Annotated in this window: 18 protein-coding genes and 1 pseudogene; 7 read left to right on the forward strand and 12 right to left on the reverse strand. The window is 66.6% G+C overall.

The window, feature by feature from the left end:
- Nucleotides 1-5 precede the first annotated feature (5 nt).
- Nucleotides 6-1,268, forward strand: a complete 1,263-nt coding sequence (locus tag ACQR03_RS18285; protein ID WP_434841411.1) for a FecR family protein — start codon at nt 6-8, stop codon at nt 1,266-1,268.
- A gap of 149 nt (nt 1,269-1,417) precedes the next feature.
- The gene (locus ACQR03_RS18290; protein ID WP_434841412.1) at nt 1,418-4,183 is read left to right on the forward strand and encodes an EAL domain-containing protein; all 2,766 of its coding nucleotides are present in this window, start codon (nt 1,418-1,420) and stop codon (nt 4,181-4,183) included.
- A 252-nt stretch (nt 4,184-4,435) separates the two neighbouring features.
- Here the strand turns inward: ACQR03_RS18290 and ACQR03_RS18295 are convergent, their stop codons facing one another.
- From ACQR03_RS18295 to ACQR03_RS18315, 5 genes are all read right to left on the reverse strand, one after another.
- A complete protein-coding gene (locus ACQR03_RS18295) occupies nt 4,436-5,356 on the reverse strand; it encodes a polyphosphate kinase 2 family protein (protein ID WP_316201761.1) in 921 nt (306 codons plus the stop codon).
- Nucleotides 5,353-6,069 carry an NUDIX hydrolase gene (locus ACQR03_RS18300; protein WP_315713325.1) on the reverse strand — a complete coding sequence of 239 codons (717 nt, stop codon included), beginning with the start codon at nt 6,067-6,069 and terminating at the stop codon, nt 5,353-5,355. Before ACQR03_RS18300 ends, ACQR03_RS18295 begins: the two co-directional genes overlap by 4 nt.
- 3 nt (nt 6,070-6,072) lie before the next feature.
- Nucleotides 6,073-7,086 (reverse strand): ABC transporter substrate-binding protein, encoded by a 1,014-nt coding sequence (locus ACQR03_RS18305; protein WP_315713327.1) that lies wholly within the window; start codon nt 7,084-7,086, stop codon nt 6,073-6,075.
- Nucleotides 7,087-7,308: 222 nt separating this feature from the next.
- Complete coding sequence (locus ACQR03_RS18310) at nt 7,309-8,094, reverse strand: ABC transporter permease (RefSeq protein ID WP_315769078.1); 786 nt, start codon at nt 8,092-8,094, stop codon at nt 7,309-7,311.
- A 142-nt stretch (nt 8,095-8,236) separates the two neighbouring features.
- Nucleotides 8,237-9,043, reverse strand: a complete 807-nt coding sequence (locus tag ACQR03_RS18315; RefSeq protein ID WP_409997663.1) for an ABC transporter ATP-binding protein — start codon at nt 9,041-9,043, stop codon at nt 8,237-8,239.
- A gap of 153 nt (nt 9,044-9,196) precedes the next feature.
- Here ACQR03_RS18315 and ACQR03_RS18320 point away from each other — a divergent pair, with 153 nt between their 5' ends.
- Together ACQR03_RS18320 and ACQR03_RS18325 are read left to right on the forward strand one after the other, a co-directional pair.
- Nucleotides 9,197-9,991: an ATP-binding cassette domain-containing protein gene (locus ACQR03_RS18320; RefSeq protein WP_434841451.1), complete on the forward strand. Its 795-nt coding sequence runs from the start codon at nt 9,197-9,199 to the stop codon at nt 9,989-9,991.
- On the forward strand, nt 9,988-11,544 hold the full coding sequence (locus ACQR03_RS18325; protein ID WP_315769080.1) for a glycine betaine ABC transporter substrate-binding protein: 1,557 nt from the start codon (nt 9,988-9,990) through the stop codon (nt 11,542-11,544). Before ACQR03_RS18320 ends, ACQR03_RS18325 begins: the two co-directional genes overlap by 4 nt.
- A 133-nt stretch (nt 11,545-11,677) precedes the next feature.
- Here ACQR03_RS18325 and ACQR03_RS18330 read toward each other — a convergent pair.
- Nucleotides 11,678-11,920, reverse strand: a pseudogene (locus ACQR03_RS18330) (transposase); the annotation flags it as partial.
- A gap of 114 nt (nt 11,921-12,034) precedes the next feature.
- Nucleotides 12,035-12,745, reverse strand: coding sequence for a CTP synthase C-terminal region-related (seleno)protein (locus ACQR03_RS18335; protein ID WP_315752753.1), 711 nt, complete (start codon nt 12,743-12,745; stop codon nt 12,035-12,037).
- An 80-nt stretch (nt 12,746-12,825) separates the two neighbouring features.
- Between ACQR03_RS18335 and ACQR03_RS18340 the strand changes: the two genes are divergently transcribed.
- A complete protein-coding gene (locus tag ACQR03_RS18340) occupies nt 12,826-13,704 on the forward strand; it encodes a LysR family transcriptional regulator (protein ID WP_315752752.1) in 879 nt (292 codons plus the stop codon).
- 86 nt (nt 13,705-13,790) lie between these two features.
- Here ACQR03_RS18340 and ACQR03_RS18345 read toward each other — a convergent pair whose 3' ends face one another.
- From ACQR03_RS18345 to ACQR03_RS18355, 3 genes are all read right to left on the reverse strand, one after another.
- Nucleotides 13,791-14,186, reverse strand: coding sequence for a rhodanese-like domain-containing protein (locus ACQR03_RS18345; RefSeq protein ID WP_315752751.1), 396 nt, complete (start codon nt 14,184-14,186; stop codon nt 13,791-13,793).
- Between the two features lie 126 nt (nt 14,187-14,312).
- Nucleotides 14,313-16,022, reverse strand: a complete 1,710-nt coding sequence (locus ACQR03_RS18350) for a sulfatase-like hydrolase/transferase (protein WP_315713333.1) — start codon at nt 16,020-16,022, stop codon at nt 14,313-14,315.
- A gap of 191 nt (nt 16,023-16,213) precedes the next feature.
- A complete protein-coding gene (locus ACQR03_RS18355; RefSeq protein ID WP_315752750.1) occupies nt 16,214-17,146 on the reverse strand; it encodes a DUF2380 domain-containing protein in 933 nt (310 codons plus the stop codon).
- Nucleotides 17,147-17,335: 189 nt separating this feature from the next.
- Here ACQR03_RS18355 and ACQR03_RS18360 point away from each other — a divergent pair, with 189 nt between their 5' ends.
- Nucleotides 17,336-18,733 carry a histidine kinase gene (locus tag ACQR03_RS18360; protein WP_316192946.1) on the forward strand — a complete coding sequence of 466 codons (1,398 nt, stop codon included), beginning with the start codon at nt 17,336-17,338 and terminating at the stop codon, nt 18,731-18,733.
- Entirely contained in the window at nt 18,730-19,371 is a 642-nt protein-coding gene (locus ACQR03_RS18365) for a response regulator transcription factor (protein ID WP_315713335.1), read from the forward strand. The genes ACQR03_RS18360 and ACQR03_RS18365 overlap by 4 nt, the downstream gene beginning before the upstream one ends.
- 31 nt (nt 19,372-19,402) lie before the next feature.
- Here the strand turns inward: ACQR03_RS18365 and ACQR03_RS18370 are convergent, their stop codons facing one another.
- Entirely contained in the window at nt 19,403-19,705 is a 303-nt protein-coding gene (locus ACQR03_RS18370; protein ID WP_315825236.1) for a hypothetical protein, read from the reverse strand.
- Nucleotides 19,705-20,562 carry an SDR family oxidoreductase gene (locus tag ACQR03_RS18375; RefSeq protein ID WP_316192850.1) on the reverse strand — a complete coding sequence of 286 codons (858 nt, stop codon included), beginning with the start codon at nt 20,560-20,562 and terminating at the stop codon, nt 19,705-19,707. Before ACQR03_RS18375 ends, ACQR03_RS18370 begins: the two co-directional genes overlap by 1 nt.
- Between the last annotated feature and the right edge of the window lie 87 nt (nt 20,563-20,649).

Here is a 20,649-nt window from a genome sequence, read left to right on the forward strand (position 1 = left end):
GTGCCATGTCATCCAAGCGCTTCCTGATACCGGGACTGATCGCCGCGTGCCTTTTCGGTGTAATGCCGGCCGCATTCGCGGCCGACGGTGAGCCGTGGCTGGTGAGCAAATCGTCCGGTGAGGTCTGGGTCACCACCCAGGGCGCAGCGCAGGTGTCGCTTGGTCGCGAGGACCCGCTGAAGCCAGGCGATACGATCCGCACCGGGCCGACCGGCCGCGTCCGCCTGACCCGCGGCGCCGAGACGATCGTGATCGCGCCGAACTCCGAGGTCGGCCTGCCCGCCGCGCCCAAGGACGGCATGGCGACGACCATCCTGCAGCGCGCCGGCTCGATCCTGCTCGACGTCGAGAAACGCAACGTCCAGCATTTCGAGGTCGAGACGCCCTATCTCGCCGCCGTGGTCAAGGGCACGCAGTTCAGCGTCACGATCTCAGGCCGCAGCACCAAGGTCGAGGTCAGCCGCGGCCAGGTGCAGGTGTCGGATTTCAAGACCGGCCAGATCGCCCAGGTGATGCCCGGTCAGGCCGCCACCGCCTTTGCGACCGGCCGCGCCGGCCTGAGCCTGTCCGGCGCCGGCACCTTCAGCCCGATCGAGCAGGGCCGCCCGCGCGCCTCCACGATCGATCGTGTTCCGGTGCCGCGCGACGGCCTGCAGGCGCCGCGCGAGGCCAAGGGCAGCGTGATCCACGCGCTGAACGCCGACGGCCCGGCCGCGCGCCCCGGCACAACGGTCGCCGCTCGGCAGCATTCTGCGGCCGGCTTCGGCAGCGCGAAGCCCGGCGTGGTGCGGATCTCGTCATCGATCGGCGAGGTCAACCTGAACATCCAGAAGGCGACACGCGGCCTCGCCCACGGCGCCGCCCACACGCCGGCCGCCGGTGGAGGGCGAAGCACCGCCTGGAATGATGCGCGCGGCAACAGCGGCAATGCGACGGGCAACTCGGCCACCGCAAGCGGCACGTCGGGAGATTCCTCGATCGCAGCCGCCGTCACCGCGGCGGTCGGTTCGCCAAGCGGATCCGCCAGCGCCAATGCCGCCGGAAATGGCGACGCCGGCAACGGCAATGCCAACGGTAGCAGCCGCGGCAGCAACAATGGCGGAAGTGGCAACGGCAACAACGGCCAGGGCAACAGCGGCAACGGTAACAGCGGTAACGGAAATAGCGATAACGGAAATAGCGGCAACGGTAACGGCAACAGCGGCGACCATGGCAATGGCAATCATGGCAACGGCAATGCCCACGCTTACGGCCACAGCAAGAATTAGGGAGTCCCGATCGAGCGTAACGCCTGCGTCATGCGTCGTCATGGGGGAGCGCGGGCTTGCAGGGTTCCATGGCTCTGCGGTCGGAGCGGGATGAAGTTGGGATCACGAACGCGGGCGTCAACGTGGCACGCAGACATTCGGGAGAGGGCATGCTCAGGCGGTTCATGCCGCATATTCTGGTGGTCGTCGCGCTGCTGACGGTCGGCCTGTCCGGCAGCCACGAGTTGTTGAGCAACGCCCTCGTCGATCTGCGCTTACGCCTCGACAATCGCCCCGCCAGCGGCGAGATCGCGGTCGTCGCGATCGACCCGCGCTCGATCGAAGCCATCGGCGTCTGGCCGTGGCCGCGGACCCAGCATGCGCATCTGCTCGAGCAGTTGCAGCGGGCCGGCGTCCGCGACGTCGCCTTCGACGTGGATTTCAGCACGCCGTCCGACGCGGCCGGCGATCAGGCCTTCCTGACCGCACTCCAGAATGCCAAGAGCTCGGTCGTGCTGCCCACCTTCAGGCAGCTCGCTGCGGCGGGGAAGGACACCGCCATTCACCTCAACCGGCCGCTGCCGCAGTTCGAGCAGCTCGCATGGTCGGCCTTCGTGAACATCGAAGTGGCGCGCGATGGCCGCGTCAGAAGCTACGCTTTCGGCGAATATAGCGAGACCGCCGGCGCGAAAACTTTCCTGCAATCCATGGGTGCGTTCCTCGCCGGCAGCGATGCGGTCAAGGACAGCTCTTTCCTGGTCGACTACGGCATCGATCTGTCGTCGCTGCCCCGGGTCTCGTATGTCGACGTCGTCCGCGGCGACGCGGCGGCGCTGTCCAGGCTCAAGGACAAGCGGGTGATCGTCGGCGCGACCGCCATCGAGCTCGGTGACTATTACAGCGTGCCGAACGGCCGCGTTCTGCCCGGCGTCATGCTGCAGGCGCTGGCGGCCGAGTCCATCATTCAGCACCGCACCCTGCTGTCGACGTCGACGACGGCCGCCGTAGGCGGCCTGCTGCTGATCGTCATCATCATGCTGGCGAGCTGGCGGCACCTCTCGGCGGCGCGGCGCGCGCTGCTGATCGCCATGATCAGCGTCCTGATCGAGGCCGTGGCGCTGCTGCTGCACGACCGCTACGCCCTGGTGCTCGACACCTCGCTGCTGCAGATCGCGCTGGTCGCCTATCTCGCGGCCACTGCCCTCGACGAGATCGACTTCCGCGGCCTGCTGCGGCACGTCGCCGAGAGCCGTTTCGAGCGAATCGCGATGTCGATCGGCGACGGGCTGGTCTGTACCGACCGCGACCGGCGCATCACGGTGTGGAATCCGGGCGCGGTCGCGATCTTCGGCTATGGCGCCGACGAGATCATCGGCCAGCCCTTCGCGCGCCTGCGCGCCGACGGCAGCGATACGCATGACCTGTTTCCGCAGCAGGAGGCGGCGCTGCCGGCGACGTTGCTGCCCGGCGGAGCCACGATCGAGTTCGACGGCCGCCGCAAGGACGGCGAGGTGTTTCCGGTCGAGGCGAGCTTCTCCGCCTGGCAGGGCGCCGACGGCCTGCAATATGGCGTGATCCTGCGCGACGTCTCGGTGCGCAAGCGCAAGGCGGAGCGCATTCGTTACCTCGCCGAGCACGACACGCTGACCGGCCTGGTCAACCGCAACACGCTGCAGAGCGAGCTCGCCGCCATGATCGAGACCGCGGATGCCGCGGCCGACCAGGTCGCGCTGCTGGTGATCGGGCTCGATGCCTTCCAGCGCATCAACGACACGCTTGGCCATGCCTACGGCGACAGTGTCTTGCGCGCGGCGGCCGACCGGCTCCGCACCGAGATCGGCGGCATGGGCCGCGTCGCCCGGCTCAGCGGCGACGAGTTCGCCGTCGCCATTCCCTGCTCGGCCGTCGGCGGCACCGTGGCCGAGCTCGCCGATCATCTGTCGCATTTGTTCGAGGCGCCGCTGGACGCGGGCACGCGCCAACAGCGCGTCAAGGTCACCCTCGGCATCGCGGTGCATCCCGAGGGCGGGCACTCGGCAGACGAGCTGCTCAGCAATGCCCACCTTGCCCTCTGTCGCGCCAAGATGGACCGGCGGGGCAGCCACGTGCTGTTCGAGAGCGCCATCCGCCACGAGCTCGAGCAGAGATTGACGCTGGAGGCCGAGCTTGCGCTCGCCGTCGAGCGGAACGAATTCGAGCTGTTCTACCAGCCGCAAGTGGAGCTGTTGAGCGGCCGTGTGATCGGCGCCGAGGCGCTGATCCGCTGGCGCCACCCGACGCGCGGCCTCGTGCCTCCCGGTGATTTCATTCCGGTCGTCAACACCTCGCATCTGTCCGAGGCGGTCGCGACCTGGGTCATGGCGACCGCCTGCCGGCAGGCGCGGGAGTGGCAGCTCGCCGGCCACGACATCCGCGTCGGCGTCAACCTCTCGCCGTCCCAGTTCCAGTCCGGCGACCTCGCGGCCTTCGTCAGCAAGCTGCTCACGTCGACCGGCCTGTCGCCGCGCCTGCTCGAGCTCGAAGTCACCGAGGACATCCTGCTGCACGACGAACCCGGCGTGCTGCAGACGTTCAACCGGCTGCAGGCGCTCGGCGTCAGCCTGGTGTTCGACGATTTCGGCACCGGCTATGCGAGCCTGAGCTACCTGAAGAAATTCCCGCTCGACGGCCTGAAGATCGACCGCTCCTTCGTGCGCGACGTGCTGACCCAGGCCGACGACGCGGCCATCGTCGGCTCGACGGTCAGCCTGAGCAAGCAGCTCGGGCTGTCCGTGATAGCCGAGGGCATCGAGAACGCGGCGACGGCCGAGTTCCTGCTGCGGCTCGGCTGCGAGCAGGGCCAAGGCTATCACTTCGGCAAGCCGATGCCGGCGGCGGATTTCACGCAGCGATTCCTCGCGGTGGACGACGAGATGCGCCAAGCCGGCGCGGCGTGAGGCTCAGGTCTCACGCTCGAAGCTAACGCAGGTCAACCGCTCTCTCCGCCGTCATTCCGGGGCGCGCGCAGCGCGAGCCCGGAATCCATCGCCACAGGCGGTCGTTGGTGACAACGGCGCGCTGTTGCACGGACCTTGCTCCCTCGCAGGCGATCGGGGTTATGGATTCCGGGCTCGCGCTGCGCGCGCCCCGGAATGACGAGAGAGTGCAGGTGCACCTCGGCTTCTCGCCTCAGCCCGCGCCTTACGCCCTCACCCTTTCTTCCCGCCCTTGGCTTCGCTCTCGAGCGCCTTGCGCACCGCCTTGAACTCCTCGCGCGAGCCGGCATCGACGCGCGGGAAGTGCAGATCCAGGCTTTCCAGCGCGGCGACGATGGTCGAGCCGATGACGACACGGGCGAACCATTTGTGGTCGGCCGGAACGACGTGCCACGGCGCGTAGGGCGTCGAGGTGTGGCGCACGATGTCCTGATAGACCGCCTGGTAGCGATGCCACTTCGCGCGCTCGGTGATGTCGCCCATCGAGAACTTCCAGTTCTTCGCCGGCTCCTCCAGCCGGTCGAGGAAGCGCGCGCGCTGCTCCTCCTTGGAGATGTTGAGGAAGAACTTCAGGATCACGGTGCCGTTGCGCGACAAGTAACGCTCGAAGGCGCAGATGTCCTCGAAGCGCTCGCGCCAGATGTTCTTGGTGACCAGCCTCGGCGGCAGCTTCTCGGCCTTGAGGATCTCCGGATGCACCCGCGTGACCAGGCATTCCTCGTAGTAGGAACGGTTGAAGATGCCGATGCGGCCACGCTCGGGGAGCGCGATGGCGCTGCGCCACATGAAGTCGTGGTCCAGCTCCTTGGAGGTCGGCTGCTTGAACGAGGTGACCTCGCAGCCCTGCGGATTGACGCCCTCGAAGATGCTCTTGATCGCGCTGTCCTTGCCGGAGGCGTCCATGCCCTGCAGCAGCACCAGCACTGACCAGCGGTCCTGTGCATAGAGCCTTTCCTGAAAATCGGCGAGCCGCGTCCGATTCTGCTCGATGATCGCCTCGCCCTCCTCCTTGGCGAGGCCGCCCTTGACCTTTGTCTTGTGCGATTTGAGGTGAAACTTGTGCCCGCCATCGATCTGGAACGGCGAGATGAAACCATCGAGCTCATCGGCCAGCGTGCGCGGTTTCTTGCTCATGAGGACGGCTCTCCTGGGCTGAATTGCGTTTCGAGGAAGGCGGTCACGAAGCGCGGCATCGCCGCAGTCAGATCATTCCGGCTTCGAACCAGCCGTATCGAGCAGAGTTCCGGCTCGTCCTGAGCCGCGAGGTTGGCCTCGATGCGGCGCTGCAGAGCCTCGCCCATGTCAGAGGCGTCGAGCACGCGCATCAGCGCGATCGACGCGCCGGTCACGACACAGTCCCAATGCGCCGCGGCCTGATAGTCCGATGGCGCGAGTCCCGTCTCCTCCTCGACCTCGCGCGCGACGTTGGCGGCGAGATCGAGCACGCCGTCGCTGACGTCGGCGAGGTCCGGCGTGCCGGCGGGAAAATACAGCCGGCCGGCATTGGCGGTATGCGCGCCCATCTCGCCGAGCACGAAGGCGCCGTCGGCGGCACGCAGCGCGCCCATGCCGAAGCCGTTGAAGGCGGTGCGATCCGGAAAGCCCCAGTCGCGCCACGCCAGCAGGCTGGCGAAATCGGTCTCGAAATAGCTCGCGGTGAACCGGCTATCCGCGAAGCGCGGGTTGCGCCCGAGCAGCACGCGGCCGTTCCACAGCCCCGGCCTGGCGCGCTGGCATTCGGCGAAATGCGCCGCGATGTCGTCGCGGCGCTGTTTCGCGAACGGCCAGTCCCACGGCTCGACCTTGAGGTCGAGCGTGGTGACGCGGTGGATGACGACGTCCGTCATCCGCTATTTCGCCCCCTTCGCCTGCTCAACGAACTTGTTGGTGAAGGTCTTGCTGACGTCGACATTGGCCTTGGCGACATCGGGCGAGCCGGTGCTGAACACGGCGAGCACAGCGTCGGCGCCCTTCGGATCCATCTTGCCGGTCTGCGAGTACATCGGGATGGTGTTCTTGAGCGCCGCGAGATACAGCGCCTTGTCCTTGCCGACGAGTTCCTCCGGCATCTTCGCCATGATTTCCTCCGGCGTGTGCGAATGGATCCAGCCCAGCGTCGCCACGATGGCGTTGGTCAGCGCCTGCGTCTCCTTGTCATGGCCGGCGATCCAGGCCGCGGTCGAATACAGCGCGCCGCCGGGATACTCGCCGCCGAACACCTCCAGCGTGTCGTGCTGGGTGCGGGTATCGCTGAGGATCTTGAGGTCCGGATGCTTGCCCTGCAGCACGGTGACCGAGGGATCGAGCATGACGGCCGCATCGATCTGGCCCTGCTCCATCGCGGCCACCGCGGTGGCGCCGAGACCGACGCCGATCACCGCGGTGCCCGACGGATCGAGACCGTTCTTCTTCAGCATGTACTTCAGGAAGAAGTCGGTCGAGGAGCCCGGCGCGCTGACGCCGACCTTCTTGCCGGCGAGATCCTTGACCGAGCTGATCTCCTTGTTGTGCGACGGCGCCACCACCAGCACGAGACCGGGATAGCGGTCGTAGACGACGAAGGACTGCATCTCCTGCTTCTTGGCCGCGAGATTGACGCAGTGATCGAAATAGCCGGAGACGACGTCGGCGCTGCCGCCGAGCACGGCCTTCAGCGCATCCGAGCCGCCCTTGAGGTCGACCAGCTCGACCTCGAGCCCGGCCTTCTCGTATTCGCCGAGCTGCTTGGCCAGCACGGTCGGCAGATAGCACAGGCAGGCGCCGCCCCCGATTGCGATCGTGACCTTGGTGGCAGCGCTGGCGAGACCAGTGCTCAACGTCAGCGCCAGCAGCGCGCCGGTGACCCGGCTCAACATCTTGTTCATGTGTTTCCTCCGTTCATGTTGTCAGTCAGGTTGGGCATGTCGGCGTAGATTGAGAAGGCCGCCCAAAACTCCGCTGTCGTCCCTGCGAAAGCAGGGACCCATACCGCGTGATGTTCCGGTTGGAAAAGACTGGTCGTCCCGCGTGCCACAAACGCCGCCCTGTGGTTATGGGTCCCCGCTTTCGCGGGGACGACAGCGGCGGGTGGCGCAGCAGCCCGGCCATCATCGGCCCTCGGCGGCGTCAGGCCGCCACACCAGCAGCCGCCGCTCCACAAGCGTGACGCAGATGTCGATCAGGATGACGAATGCCGACAGCACGAACATGCCGGCGAAGACGCCGGCGACGTCGAAGATGCCTTCGGCCTGCTGGATCAGATAGCCGAGGCCGGCCGCGGAGCCGAGATATTCGCCGACGACAGCGCCGACGACGGCGAAGCCGACCGACGTGTGCAGCGACGAGAACATCCACGACAGCGCCGACGGCCAATAGACGTGGCGCATCAGTTGCCGCTCGCTCATGCCGAGCATGCGGGCGTTGTCGCGCACCACGGTCGAGACCTCCTTCACGCCCTGATAGACGTTGAAGAACACGATGAAGAACACCAAGGTCACGCCGAGCGCGACCTTGGACCAGATGCCGAGCCCCAGCCACAGCGTGAAGATCGGCGCCAGCACCACGCGCGGCAGCGCATTGGCCATCTTGACGTAGGGATCGAACACGGCGGCGACCAGCGGCTTGCGCGCGAACCAGAAGCCGACCAGCACGCCGCCGAGCGAGCCGATCGCGAACGCCAGGATCGACTCCCACAAGGTGATCGCGAGGTGCTTCCAGATGGCCCCGGTGGCGAACCATTTGATCACCTGCGCGAACACGTCGACCGGATTGGAGAAGAAGAACGGCGGAAGCCAGATGCGCCCGAACACGGGCACGGTGGCGAGCAGTTGCCACAGCGCAATCGCGACGACCGCGACCAGCAATTGCAGCGCGAGCAGACCGAGACGCGACATTACGCTACTCCGCGCCCGTGGTGACAGAGACAAAGCGCGAGCCGCGCACGCCGCTCCGCTCCCTCTCCCCTTGTGGAGGAGGGAGTGCACTGTCCAAGTGGAAACAGCGAGGCTCTCATGATCGAACGAGTCACTGCTCCCATCACACCGCCTCCGCCTGCTTGTAGGTCTTCTCGACCTCCGCCTTCAGCGTCTGCCAGATCTCGCGATGCAGCTCGTGGAACTCGTGCTTCATGCGCACCTCGAAGATGTCGCGCGGACGCGGCAGGGTCACGCGCCAGTCGCCGATGATGCGCGAGGCCGGGCCGGCCGACATGATGACGACGCGGTCGGCGAGCGCGATCGCCTCCTCGAGATCGTGGGTCACGAACAGCACCGCCTTGCGGTCGGCATTCCAGAGATCGAGCAGCAGATTGCCCATGATCTGCCGCGTCTGCGCGTCCAGTGGCCCGAACGGCTCGTCCATCAGGATGATGCGCGGATTGCGGATCAGCACCTGGGCAAGCCCCACGCGCTTGCGCTGGCCGCCCGACAGCATGTGCGGATAGCGGTTGCCGAATGCGCCGAGGCCGACCGAGGTCAGCCATTGCTGCGCCTTGGCGGCCGCGTCCTTCGACGGCGTGCCCGCGACCTCGAGCCCGATCGCGACGTTCTCCAGCGCGGTCTTCCATGGGAACAGCGCGTCGGCCTGAAACAGGTAGCCGGCGTCGCGATTGAGGCCGGCCAGAGGCTGGCCGAAGATGCGCACATGGCCGGCGGCCGGCTTCAGCAGCCCAGCCGCCACGTTGAGAAGGGTGGATTTGCCGCAGCCGGTCGGCCCGACGATGGCGACGAACTCGCCATCGGCGACGCTGAGATCCGCCGTCTCGACGGCGGTGTAGGTGCGTCCGCCGGCGAGACGGAATGCCACCGTCGTTCGCTCCAGCGCGACCGCGGCGGCGGTGGGCATCGTCACGTCCAAGTTCCTCCCCCGAGAATGGCCGGGACGGCTTAGCCGCTTGCGCGGCGAAGTTCAACGCGGCGGCCGGACGTGCTAGGTCGTCTGACTGAGCCCAAGGCCAACCTTAAGGCCAACCCTAAGGCCAACATTCCGCAAGGCCGCATGCCGCGCACGCCGTTCATCGTCTACACCAACGTCCGCAAGAGTTTCCCCAGCCCGGCAGGCGCCGTGACCGCGGTCGACGGCGTCTCGCTGGAGATCGCCGAGGGTGAGTTCCTGGCGATCGTGGGCGGCTCCGGCTCGGGCAAGACCACACTGCTGCGGCTGACCAACCGCCTGATCGAGCTGGACGGCGGCGCGATCCGGATTGCTGGCGAGGATATCGCCGGCCTCGATCCTGTCAGCCTGCGTCGCCGGGTTGGCACCGTGTTCCAGAACGGGGCGCTGTTTCCGCACATGACGGTTGCCGCCAATATCGGCATCACCCCCAGGCTGCTCGGTACGCCCGCGAACGAGATCGCCGCCCGTGTCGACGAGCTGCTCGACCTCGTGCGGCTCGACCGCAAGGCGCATCGCGACCGGCTGCCGCACGAGCTCTCGGGCGGCCAGCGCCAGCGCGTCGGCGTCGCCCGCGCGCTCGCGGCGCGGCCGAAGATCGTGCTGATGGACGAGCCGTTCGGCGCGCTCGATCCGCTGACGCGTGATGCGCTCGGCAGCGACTACCGCGCCCTGCATGAGCAGTTCGCGCTGACCACGATCATGATCACGCACGACATCACTGAGGCGCTGCTGCTCGCCGACCGCATCGCGGTGATGCGCGGCGGATGCCTGATCGAGATCGGCACGCCGGCCGAGCTCGCGGCCAGCCGCGACCCCTACGTGACGGAGCTGATGACGACGCCGCGCCGGCAGGCGGCGCGGCTGGCCGCGCTGCTGCCCGAAAGCGGCTCAGTATGAGCGCACTGTCCGATCCACGCTTCACCGAGGCGCTGTCGCATCTCACGGATTATCTCGGCAGCCATCTGCGCGTGAGCCTCGCCGCGCTGGCGCTCGGCCTTGCCGTGAGCTTTCCGCTGGCGCTGCTCGCGCGCAATCGCCCTGCCCTGCGCAATCTGCTGCTCGGCGTCGCCAGCGTGGTGCAGACGGTGCCGGGACTGGCGCTGCTGGCGCTGTTCTATCCGCTGCTCCTGGCGCTGACGGCACTCACCTTGCGCTGGTTCGGGCTCTCGTTCTCAGCCTTCGGCTTCCTGCCGGCCATGCTGGCGCTGGCGCTGTATTCGATGCTGCCGGTGCTGCGCAACACCATCACCGGGCTGAACGGCGTCGACGCAAGCCTGATCGAGGCCGCCAAAGGCGTCGGGATGACCGAGCGCCAGGCGCTGACGATGGTGGAGCTGCCGCTGGCGCTGCCGGTGATCATGGCTGGCATCCGCACCGCTGCGGTGTGGGTGATCGGCACCGCGACCTTGTCGACACCGATCGGCCAGACCTCGCTCGGCAACTACATCTTTGCAGGTTTGCAGACCCAGAACTGGGTGCTGGTCGTGTTCGGCTGCATTGCCGCCGCCGTGCTAGCGCTTGCCATCGATCAGTTGCTGGCGCTGATCGAGGATGGCCTGCGCAGGCGCAGCCGTGCCCGTGTCGGGCTTGGCACCGCAACCATCGCGCTCATGGTCGGCGCGAGTCTCCTGCCCTCGCTGGCCGGCGGCTCGGCACGCTACGTGATCGGCGCCAAGACGTTTACCGAGCAATATGTGCTGTCGGCCTTGATCAGCGAGCGGCTGCAGGCAGCCGGTCTCTCGGCGACGACACGCGCCGGGCTTGGCTCCAGCGTGATCTATGAGGCACTGAAGAACGGCGACATCGACGCCTACGTCGATTACTCCGGCACGCTGTGGACCAACCAGTTTCACCACAAGGAGCAGTTGCCGCGCGCCGCGCTGCTCGATGCGCTGAAGCAGGATCTCGCCAAGGACAAGGTCACCCTGCTCGGCGAGCTCGGCTTCGAGAACGCCTACGCGCTGGTGATGCCGCGCAAGACGGCCGAGGCGCTCGGCATCCGCTCGATCGCCGACCTCGCGCGCCACGCCAGCGACATGTCGATCGCCGGCGACTACGAGTTCTTCTCGCGCCCGGAATGGGCGGCCCTGCGCGACGCCTATGGCCTCGCCTTCCGCGCCCAGCGCCAGATGCAGCCCGACTTCATGTATGCCGCGGCCGCCTCCGGCGAGGTCGACGTCATCGCCGGCTACACCAGCGACGGCCTGATCGCGAAATACGATCTCGTCGTGCTCGACGATCCCAAGCAGGCGATCCCGCCTTACGACGCGATCCTGCTGCTGTCGCCGAAGCGTGCCGAGGACCGCGCGTTGCAGGATGCGTTACGACCGCTGCTCGGCCGCATCGACATCGCGACCATGCAGCAGGCCAATCTGCGCGCCTCCGGCAGTGACGCGGAGTCCTCGCCGCCGGCGGTGGCGCGCTGGCTGTGGAGCAAGATGTCGAAGTAGGCCCCACAGTCTCGCCGCGTCATTGTGAGCGCAGCGAAGCAATCCAGGGCGTCACGAGGACTCTGGATTGCTTCGGCTCGCTCGCAATGACGGTGGTGGTTGGCGCAACCTCCACACGCATTAGGGTCGGGACTCATTGATCGAGCCAGAAGATAACAGTTGCCGCGATACAGATGGCGCTGAAGAATGTGTGAGCGCAGCGGTCGTAACGCATGGAGAGACGTCGCCAGTCCTTAAGTCCGGCGAACATATTCTCGACCTTGTGACGCTGCCGATACAGGGATTTGCAATATGTTAGGGGCGATCTGCGCCCAGCCCGCGACGGAATGCAAGGCTCTATTCCTCGCTTAGCGAGAGCCGCTCGGAAGGCATCGCTGTCATAGCCCCTTGTCGGCGATCAGAGTCTCAGCCTCTGGCAAGAGAGGAGAGACCAGAGCCGCACCTTACGATATTGCGTCGAACGGATTGCCGACATCGCGAGAACCGCACCTCATCGGTTAGATTCCATCGCAGCCCTCATAAACTCCAGGATCACCGGGTGAGGCTGGGTGATGCTCGAAGTCAGCTGAGGTACATAGAGAGTAGCAATGAAGAAGCGATGCGCGGGGATAGTCAGAATCCTCGCTTCGCCGGATGCGTCCGTGCCAATGATTCTCAATCCTGCGTCATGTAGCTTCTGCTGATGCTCCGGGTTCAGTCCGAAATTGCAGTAGTACTGCTCGCGTGGATTCTTCCCCCCGTAGATCGCATCTGCGAGGCTGCCCGGCTCGATTTTGACTTCCATCGTCTGCCCCACGAGCGAGCACGATAATGGTGTGATGAAGAGGTTGGAGGCGTAGGGATCATATTCGGCGTGCGCGGCGTCTTCGAAGCCCATGACATTGCGACTGTATTCGATCACAACGTGCTGGCAGCCCCCGCAAGTCCCCAAGAGCGGAACGCCGCTCTCGCGCGCGTAACGAATTGCATTGATGGCTCCGAGAAGGCTCTTGTATGGGCTCCCGGGAACAATCCAGATCGCATCAAAACGCCGAAGCTGTTCGGCTGCCCCGGCCTCCAGCTGGACGGTTGAGATCCATTCCGCCGTAATTCGTCCCTCCAGCGTCAGCCGAGCATGCTCAATCGCATCGTTGGTTGCGGTGTGAGGCAGGAAGGAAGGGGTGAATTCGCCAACAAGCGCAATCGCTATGGCGTCGGACATGATCGCTCTCCGGCTGTAGTTCCGCCTTGTAAGAGCATGCCGGTCATGTATAAGTAAAATTACTTCGACAGCGGCTGCATATGACAATTACTAATATATCTCTCGCTCACCTTCGGGTGCTCAGCAGCGTCGTGGATTGCGGCACCTTCTCGGCTGCAGCCACAGAGATCGGCCTCACCCAGTCAGGGGTCAGCCAAAGCATCAAGCATTTAGAGGCGGTATTGGGCGGGCAGCTGCTTATAAGGCATCGTGACGGAATCAGAATCACCGAACTTGGTCGGGCAGTGCTCGCCGACGCCCGGGCTGCACTTCAAGCCGTCGAACGCATTCGACAAACCTGCAGCGCGGTCAATGGATTGCTCGCGGGGCATATACGCATCGGCAGTGTATCGAGCGTTGCAGCGCGGCTTCTGCCGGCCCGACTCGCGGAGTTCAAAAGGATGTACCCACGCATCACGGTCAGTCTGATCGAGGGGACCGATGCGGAAGTTTGCGAATGGGTTGAGAAAGACATCATTGATCTCGGCCTGACGGGAGAGACGACGCCGGCGGTGCAGCCCATCGTCATCATGGAGGATGAATTTGTTCTCGTCGTCGCATCAGACCATCGTCTTGCCAGCCGGCGGCAAATTAGCCTGACAGATGCGGCCGACGAGCCATTTTTGATGTCCGCGTCCGGCTGCGAGCCCGCCATTCGTCAAATATTCGATCAAGCTAAGATCAATCCGCCGATTGTGCTGCGGGTGCGAGATGCCGAAGCTCTCGTAAACATGGTCAGCCAAGATATCGGCATAACCATCATGCCACAGCTCGCCATTCCCGCCGATAGCAGGGCCATTGCACAGATTTCCATTAAACCGCGTCGTAGGCGTCAAGTCTTTGCGATCACGAGAAGTGGCGCTCCCAAAGTGCCGGCGGCAGAGAGATTGAACGCCATGCTTTCGAATACGAAAGGTTGAAGCCGGCCATCTCCCTGTGGGATTGAGCCGCTCGCCCGAGCGTTCTGTCGGTTAAATGGGTCCTGACCCTAGTGAGCAGTTTACGCTCACATCCCCGGCTCGATCGGCTTCTCCACCGCGCCGCCATTGTCGGCCCAATCCTTGAAGCCGCCCACGTTGAACACCTTGTCGTAGCCGAGGTCTTTCAGCGCCTTGCCCGCCAGCGCGGCACGGCCGCCGGAGGCGCAGTACAGAATGACGCTCTTGTCCTTGCTGAAATTCTTGTCGTGATAGGGCGAGTCCGGATCGGCGCGAAATTCGACCATGCCGCGCGAGACGTGGTGCGCGCCTTCGATCTTGCCGCTCTTCTCGACCTCCGGCGCATCGCGCACGTCGAGGACGAGCGTGTTGCCTTTGGCGATCATCGCCTGCGCCTCGGCCGGCGTGATCTTGGGGACCACCGCGTTGGCGGCGGCCATCAGTTCTTTGACGGATGTGGACATGTCGAACCTCTCGCTTACACGGAGCGCACGGGGTAGCCCAACGCGGCCGTCCCGACAATCCTCCCATGGAATGACGGATCGATCGCAATCCCGTGAAGCCACCGACCCGTCGCGGGCGGTGAGAGTCTAGAGCCCCCGGATCAGCTCGGCGTCGATCAGCATGCGGTTGAACCGGCGCGCCTCGGCGCCGTCGCCGCAGGCGTAGAACACGCCCTTGCAGCGGAGCATGATGTCCTTCTGCTCGGCGAAGGACGGATCGAGCGGAATGCCGGCCGCCTCCAAGGTGACCAGCGGCAGATAGGCGGCGTCGATCCGGTCCATCACGACCGCGCTCTGGCGCGGCTCGAAGTTGACGGCATCGACGGCGTAATAGGTCTGATAATAGCGCGGATCGTAGCTTTCGAGCTTCTCGCCGATGCCGGCCTCGTCGAGCTTGGGATCGAGAATGTGCGGCGAGAACTCCGGCTGGTGATCGCCGTAGCGCACGATCAGGAACGGCTGGTCGCCGAAGCGCTTCTTCAGGCTGGCGAGGAAGCGCTGATAGTCCGTCGCGCTCATCGCCTGGCGGCGCAGATACTCATCGATCGAAGGCAGATTGCCCGGCGCTCGCCAGGACGGCGTCAGGTCGGGCCGGAACGTCGTCTCCCACGGGAAATGGTTGGCGGCGAGATAAACGAACATGAACAGCGGCTTTCCGCGCGGCCGGTGCTGCATCAGATCGAGCGCGGCATCGTAGAAGAAGCCGTCGGGCTCGACGCCCTTGGCGCCGAGATCGCGCGCGTCGAGGAAGCGGTCGACGCCCACCGTGGTCTGGAAGCTGCGCGCGCTCATGAAGGCGCCCTGCGCGGGATAGAGCGACACCGTGTCGTAGCCGCAATTGCGCAGCGCCAGCGGCAGGCCGCGCTCGACCCGGCCGGACGCGATCCGCGTCACGAAATAGGCGAAGCGGCCGAACGAGCGCGACGACAGGCCGGCGAGTACGTTGTACTCGGTGAACCAGCTCGGTCCGCCATTGCTCTCGGCCATGAACTGCCGCGCCTTGCCGTCGAACGACTTGAAATGGCTGCCATAGCCCGCTGGTACCTTGATGCCTGGCGCCGAGCGGATGTCGAAGCTGGATTCGTCGTGGATCAGCACGATGTTCGGCCGGCGCGCGGCCGGATGACAGGAATCCGGGACGAAGGCAGCCAGACTTCGATCAGCCGTGCCGTCGGATTCCATGAAGCCGTTGGCGAGAAAGTCCGACACCGCCGTGACGCCGGAGCGGGCGAATTTCGACAGATAGCCATCGTCATAATAGCCGCGCCAGGCCTCGTCGCGCCAGTTGAGCGAATACAGCGTGAGCGCCGCGAGGCAGGCGAGCTTGCCGGCGAGCGCCGGCAGCCGCGCGATCCGGAACGGATCCGCCCACCACAACAGCCCCATCAGCGGCAGCACGACGGCGGCCGCCACCAGCACCGACAGCTTCAGGTTCGGGAAGATCGTGAACAGGAACGCCGCGCTGTCGTGGTCGATCAGCATCACGTCGACGAAGTTCGCCGTCATCTGGACCACGGCGTGCTTGAGCTGCGACAGCAGCACCAGCACCACGACCATGGTCAGCGCCAACGCGCCGGACACCGCGGGCCGCCGCAGCAGCACCAGCCAGAAGCAGTTCAGGATGCCCCAGGCCAGCACGAAGCCGAGCCGCGAGCCGAAATCGGTCTCGGTGTGCAGCATCAGGGCCAGCGCCGCGACATGCGGCGCGGCGACGGCGGACAGCCGGACCGCCGCGGAGCGCGTTGCGCTCGCCGCGGCGAGCGTGGTGATCGGTTGGTCGTTCGGGGTCAGTGACATCAGGCGATCGAAAGCAGGCGCCCTTCGTCGGCGCATGCCGACAGATCAAGGAAGGCTATCCTGTCATCCGACCGTAATGAAATCGTCACAAATCACAACAGCCCGGATTTGCACGGAGGGCGACGTGTCGTCTCGCGCCGCGACGAGAGGTGGCATCACTGCCGTCCTCGCGTACCGATCCTCGCCCTTTTTCAATTCTGGGGGCCGGTCTCGAGCAGCCGCTCGCGCACCAGACGCACCGCGCCGCGGCTCCAGGAATAATTGGCGCCGAGGCGCAATCCGCTGTCACCGGCGACGACGAGCGTCCCACTGTCGGCCTGGCGGACACGAAAGCCGATGATGTATTCGGTGCGGCCGATCCGTCTCACGATGCCGAGCAGCGATTGCTGGGCGCCGAGCGCGCGGGCCGCCCGCGCCTCGCAATCGTCGCACTCACGCACCGGCTGCCCCGGCTTGATCTCGCCGGCCGCATCCACCAGGCGATAGCGCCCGGACTGTGCCAGCAGCTGCCGCACCGCGTCGGTCGTCTCCTGCAGCCCCTTCTGGTCGGATTCGGTCTCGCCGAGCGCGGCGCCCGCGCTGGTGTCGTCGAGCTCGAACGGCAGCAGCGCCAGCCGGATCGGCTCCGGCGGCGCCAGTGCGTCACGGACCTGGCGCGAGACGAACATCTCGGCGCGCTGCCAAGCCTCGTCACTGTCGCCGCGGAAGGTGAAGATCTTGTCGAACAGGACCCGATGGGAGGCGACGTCGATGGCCGATGCGCGCGCCCACTGCACCAGGGTGGAGAGCTTCTGGACTCCGCCAGTGATCACGACGGTGGCGCCGGCCGCGGCCGCCATCTGCAGCCGGGCCTCCGGGGACGCATCGGTCGGACAGGACGGTGCGCAGGACGGGCTGACCGGCCGCAGCCGCGCGTCGGCGGCGACATCGCGGCGGAGCGCGGCGATGAACGCATCCAGCCGCCGCTGATGCGCGGCGGTCTGATCGACCGGCTCGCCGGACGTGTCGAGATAGCTGAAATCGTCGACCAGCACGGCCGGGACATCGGCGGAGGCGGCGCGGACCGGGCCGGCCGCGAAGGCAAGCGCGAGAACGAGACAACGGACGACGCGACGGTTCGACATGGGATCCCCCTGCAACGATGTCTGGCGGTCGGAAGCTAGACGCCGCCGTGCCATCGCCGCAGCGGCCACGGTCCCGGCGCGGCACGGGAAAAATTCACGACCGCACCGTCCACCGGGCCGCGGCGCTTTTGGCCCGGACGGTTCTGCCGTTAAATGCCGGCCGGCTGGGCTGTCATGGACACACCGAAGATGTGGACCCGCTACGACCTCAAATACCGCCTGACCCTGCGCATCTCGGTGGTCTCGGCGCTGTGCTTCGCGGCGATCTGCGCCTATGTGCTGTTCGACATCGACCGCTCGGTGCATGTGCGCAATGAGCGGATCGCCGAGATCACGGCCCGGACGCTGCAATTGCAGCAAAGCAAGATGCATTGGGTCGCCAGTCCGCCGGCCGGCTTTCCCGACCTCGATGCGGTCGCGGCGGCGGCGATGCGACCGGGCCTGTGCATCGCCTATCGCGGCGTCGACGGCGTGATCGTGCAGCGCATCTGCGGCGGCGCCGAGGCGCAGACGGACGATCCGCCCCGCGCCTTCGCGATGCTGTATCGGCGGCTGTTCGATCCGGGCCGCGAAGCGGCACGGCCGGTCAGGTTTCGCGACGAAACGACGGGCGATGCCGTCGTCTGGATCGACGCCGGCGTCATGACCGCGGACGCCTGGCGCGAGCTCAGCCGGCTGCTGCCGGTGCTCGGGACGGCGCTGGTGCTGCTGTGCGCGCTGGCCTACGCCGCGCTGGCCCGCGCGCTGCGCCCCACCCGGCTGATCCGCGCCGGGCTGGAGCGGATCGCCGCCAACGATCTGTCGGCGCGGCTGCCGCCGTTCGACCTCGCCGAGCTCTCGGCGATCCGCGCTGCCTTCAACCAGCTCGCCGAGGGGCTGGAGACGGCGCTGGCCCAGCGCGGCGAATTGACCCGGCGCCTGATCGCCTTGGAGGACGACGAGCGCCGCCACCTGGCGCGCGAGCTGCATGACGAATTCGGCCAGTCGCTGGCGGCGATCCGGGCGCTCGCGGCATCGATCCGTCACAGCGCGGCGCAGGATTGCCCCGCTCTGGTCGGCGAATGCGACGGCATCGCGCGCACCGCGAGCGACATGATGGAGCAATTGCGCGGCGCGCTGATGCGGCTGCGCCCGCCGGACGTCGACGAGCTCGGCCTCGCCGGCAGCCTGGAGGGCCTCGTCGCCGGCTGGAACAGGCGCCAGCACGGCCGCACCGTTTTCGAGATCAACCTGTCGGGCGACGTCGACCGACTGCCGGGCATCATCGCCACCAATATCTACCGCATCGCGCAGGAGGCGCTCACCAATGCCGTCAAACACGCCGACGCGACGCGGGTGCGGTTGCAGTTGACGCTTCAGGAGGGGCCGGTCAGCGCGACCCTGCTCACCGTCGAAGACGACGGTCTTCTCGGCGAAGCTCCCGACAAGCCGGGCATGGGCCTGCTCGGCATGGGCGAGCGCGTCGCCTCCATGGGAGGCCAGATGAGCTTCGCCGCCACCTCCGGCGGCGCGCGCCTCCACGTCGAGATTCCGGTCCCGGCCCTCTCGCCTGCGCCGACCCAGCCGGAAACGGCATGTGCGGCATGACGACCCCCGCCGGCACCATCCTGCTGGTCGACGACCATGCCGTGGTCCGCGAGGGCTACAGGTCGATGCTGCAGAAGCAGCCGGGGCTGCGCGTGGTCGCCGAAGCCGCCGATGGCGCCGAAGCCTACCGGCTGTTCAAGGAGGTCAGGCCCGATCTCGTCATCATGGACCTGACCATGCCGGGCGTCGGCGGCATCGAGGGCATCCGCCGCATCCGGCAATGGGATCGCGGCGCGCGCATCCTCGTCTTCACCATGCATGAGAATGCCGGCTTCGCGGTGCAGGCGATCCGCGCCGGCGCCCGCGGCTATGTCACCAAGAGCAGCCCGCCGGAGACGCTCGTGCGCGCCGTCATGGACGTGCTCGCAGGCCGCATCGCGATCAGCCCCGACATCGATCACGAGCTCGCGCTCAGCCGCCTCGCCGGCGAGCGCGCGGCCGCCGACGTCCTGTCCGCGCGCGAGTTCGAGGTGATGCAGATGCTGCTCGCCGAACGCACCACCGACGAGATCGCGTCAGCGTTGCATCTCAGCCCGAAGACGGTCGCCAACCTGCACTCGCTGATCAAGGACAAGCTCGGCGTGGCCAGCGACATCGAGCTGGTGCGGCTGGCGCTGCGGCAGGGCCTGCTGACCTGAGCCCGCAGGGCTTACATCCCCGCAAGGATTGTCAGGAGTCGCCAGCGTTGCCCTGCGGCGTCGCTGCCGCTTCCGGCGCCGTGACCGGATCGTCGATCAGGTGAAACGCGCGCCCGAGCCGGCGCTGCACGCTCATCACGGCGCGGTCGACGTCGCTGATCAGGCTGTCGCCGAGAACGACGTGCGGGATCTCCCAGTTGCGGCCGCTGCGCACGTCGAGCGCATGAACGGCCGGCACACGTGCCGTCTCGCAGCCCGGCTGCGCGCGAAGTTCCTCCTCGACCAGGCGGGTCAGCTCCGCCTGGGTCTTGCCGATGGTCGTCATCGCCGGCATCAGGGCCTGATCGCGGGCATCAGGCCGAGCCGCTTGGCGATGATGCGATCGACGGTCCGTTTCGGAAGCACCCGCACGATCCATTGCCTCATGGCATCGGGCGCGATCTCGTAGCGCACCTTGGGCGCCGGCAAGGTCAAGGCGTCGGCCACCCGCGCGGCGATGGTCTCGGCCGGCAGCCCGGACTGGCCGAGATGCAGCATGAAGGCGCGGATCTTCTGCAGCGCCGGGAAGAACGGCGAGGCCTGATACGGCGACAGGTCGACTTCGTCGGCCTTGGCCCAGATCGGCGTCTTCACCGCGCCCGGCGCGATGACGATGACGTCGATCCCGAACAGCATCAGCTCACGGCGCAGGCTCTCGGACAGCCCTTCGACCGCATGCTTGGAGGTCGAATAGGGCGCCATCAGCGGGTTGCCGTTGCGGCCCGCGACTGAGCTGATCATCACGATCCGGCCGCGCTCTCCCGTCATGGCTGGATCGGCCCCGAGCAGCGGCGCGAACGCCTGGGTCGCGATGACCGGGCCGATGACGTTGACCTCCATCTGATGGCGGAACTGCGCGATCGGCAGCTCCGTCACGGGACCGGCGACGGCGATGCCGGCATTGTTGACGAGACCGGCGAGCGTCTCGCCCTTGAGCGCCGCTCGCACCTCGCCGGCGGCCGCCTTCACCGCCGCCTCGTCGGTCACGTCGAACAGCAGCGGCATGAAGTTGGCGCCGAGCTCGCCGCGCAGACGGTCTGCGTCGGCCTGCTTGCGAACGCTGCCGAACACGCGAAAGCCGCGCGCGAGCAGGAGCTTCGAACAGGCGAACCCGATGCCGGTGGATGCGCCGGTGATGACGACGGATTTCATGGTGACCTCAACGATTTGCGCGGCGATTATCGCACGAGATGCGGCAGGATGCTGGCGCTGATTTTTCGCGCGAGGTCATCGCCCCGC

The sequence above is a fragment of the Bradyrhizobium sp. HKCCYLS3070 genome (genome assembly GCF_051167575.1).
GTDB lineage: Bacteria > Pseudomonadota > Alphaproteobacteria > Rhizobiales > Xanthobacteraceae > Bradyrhizobium.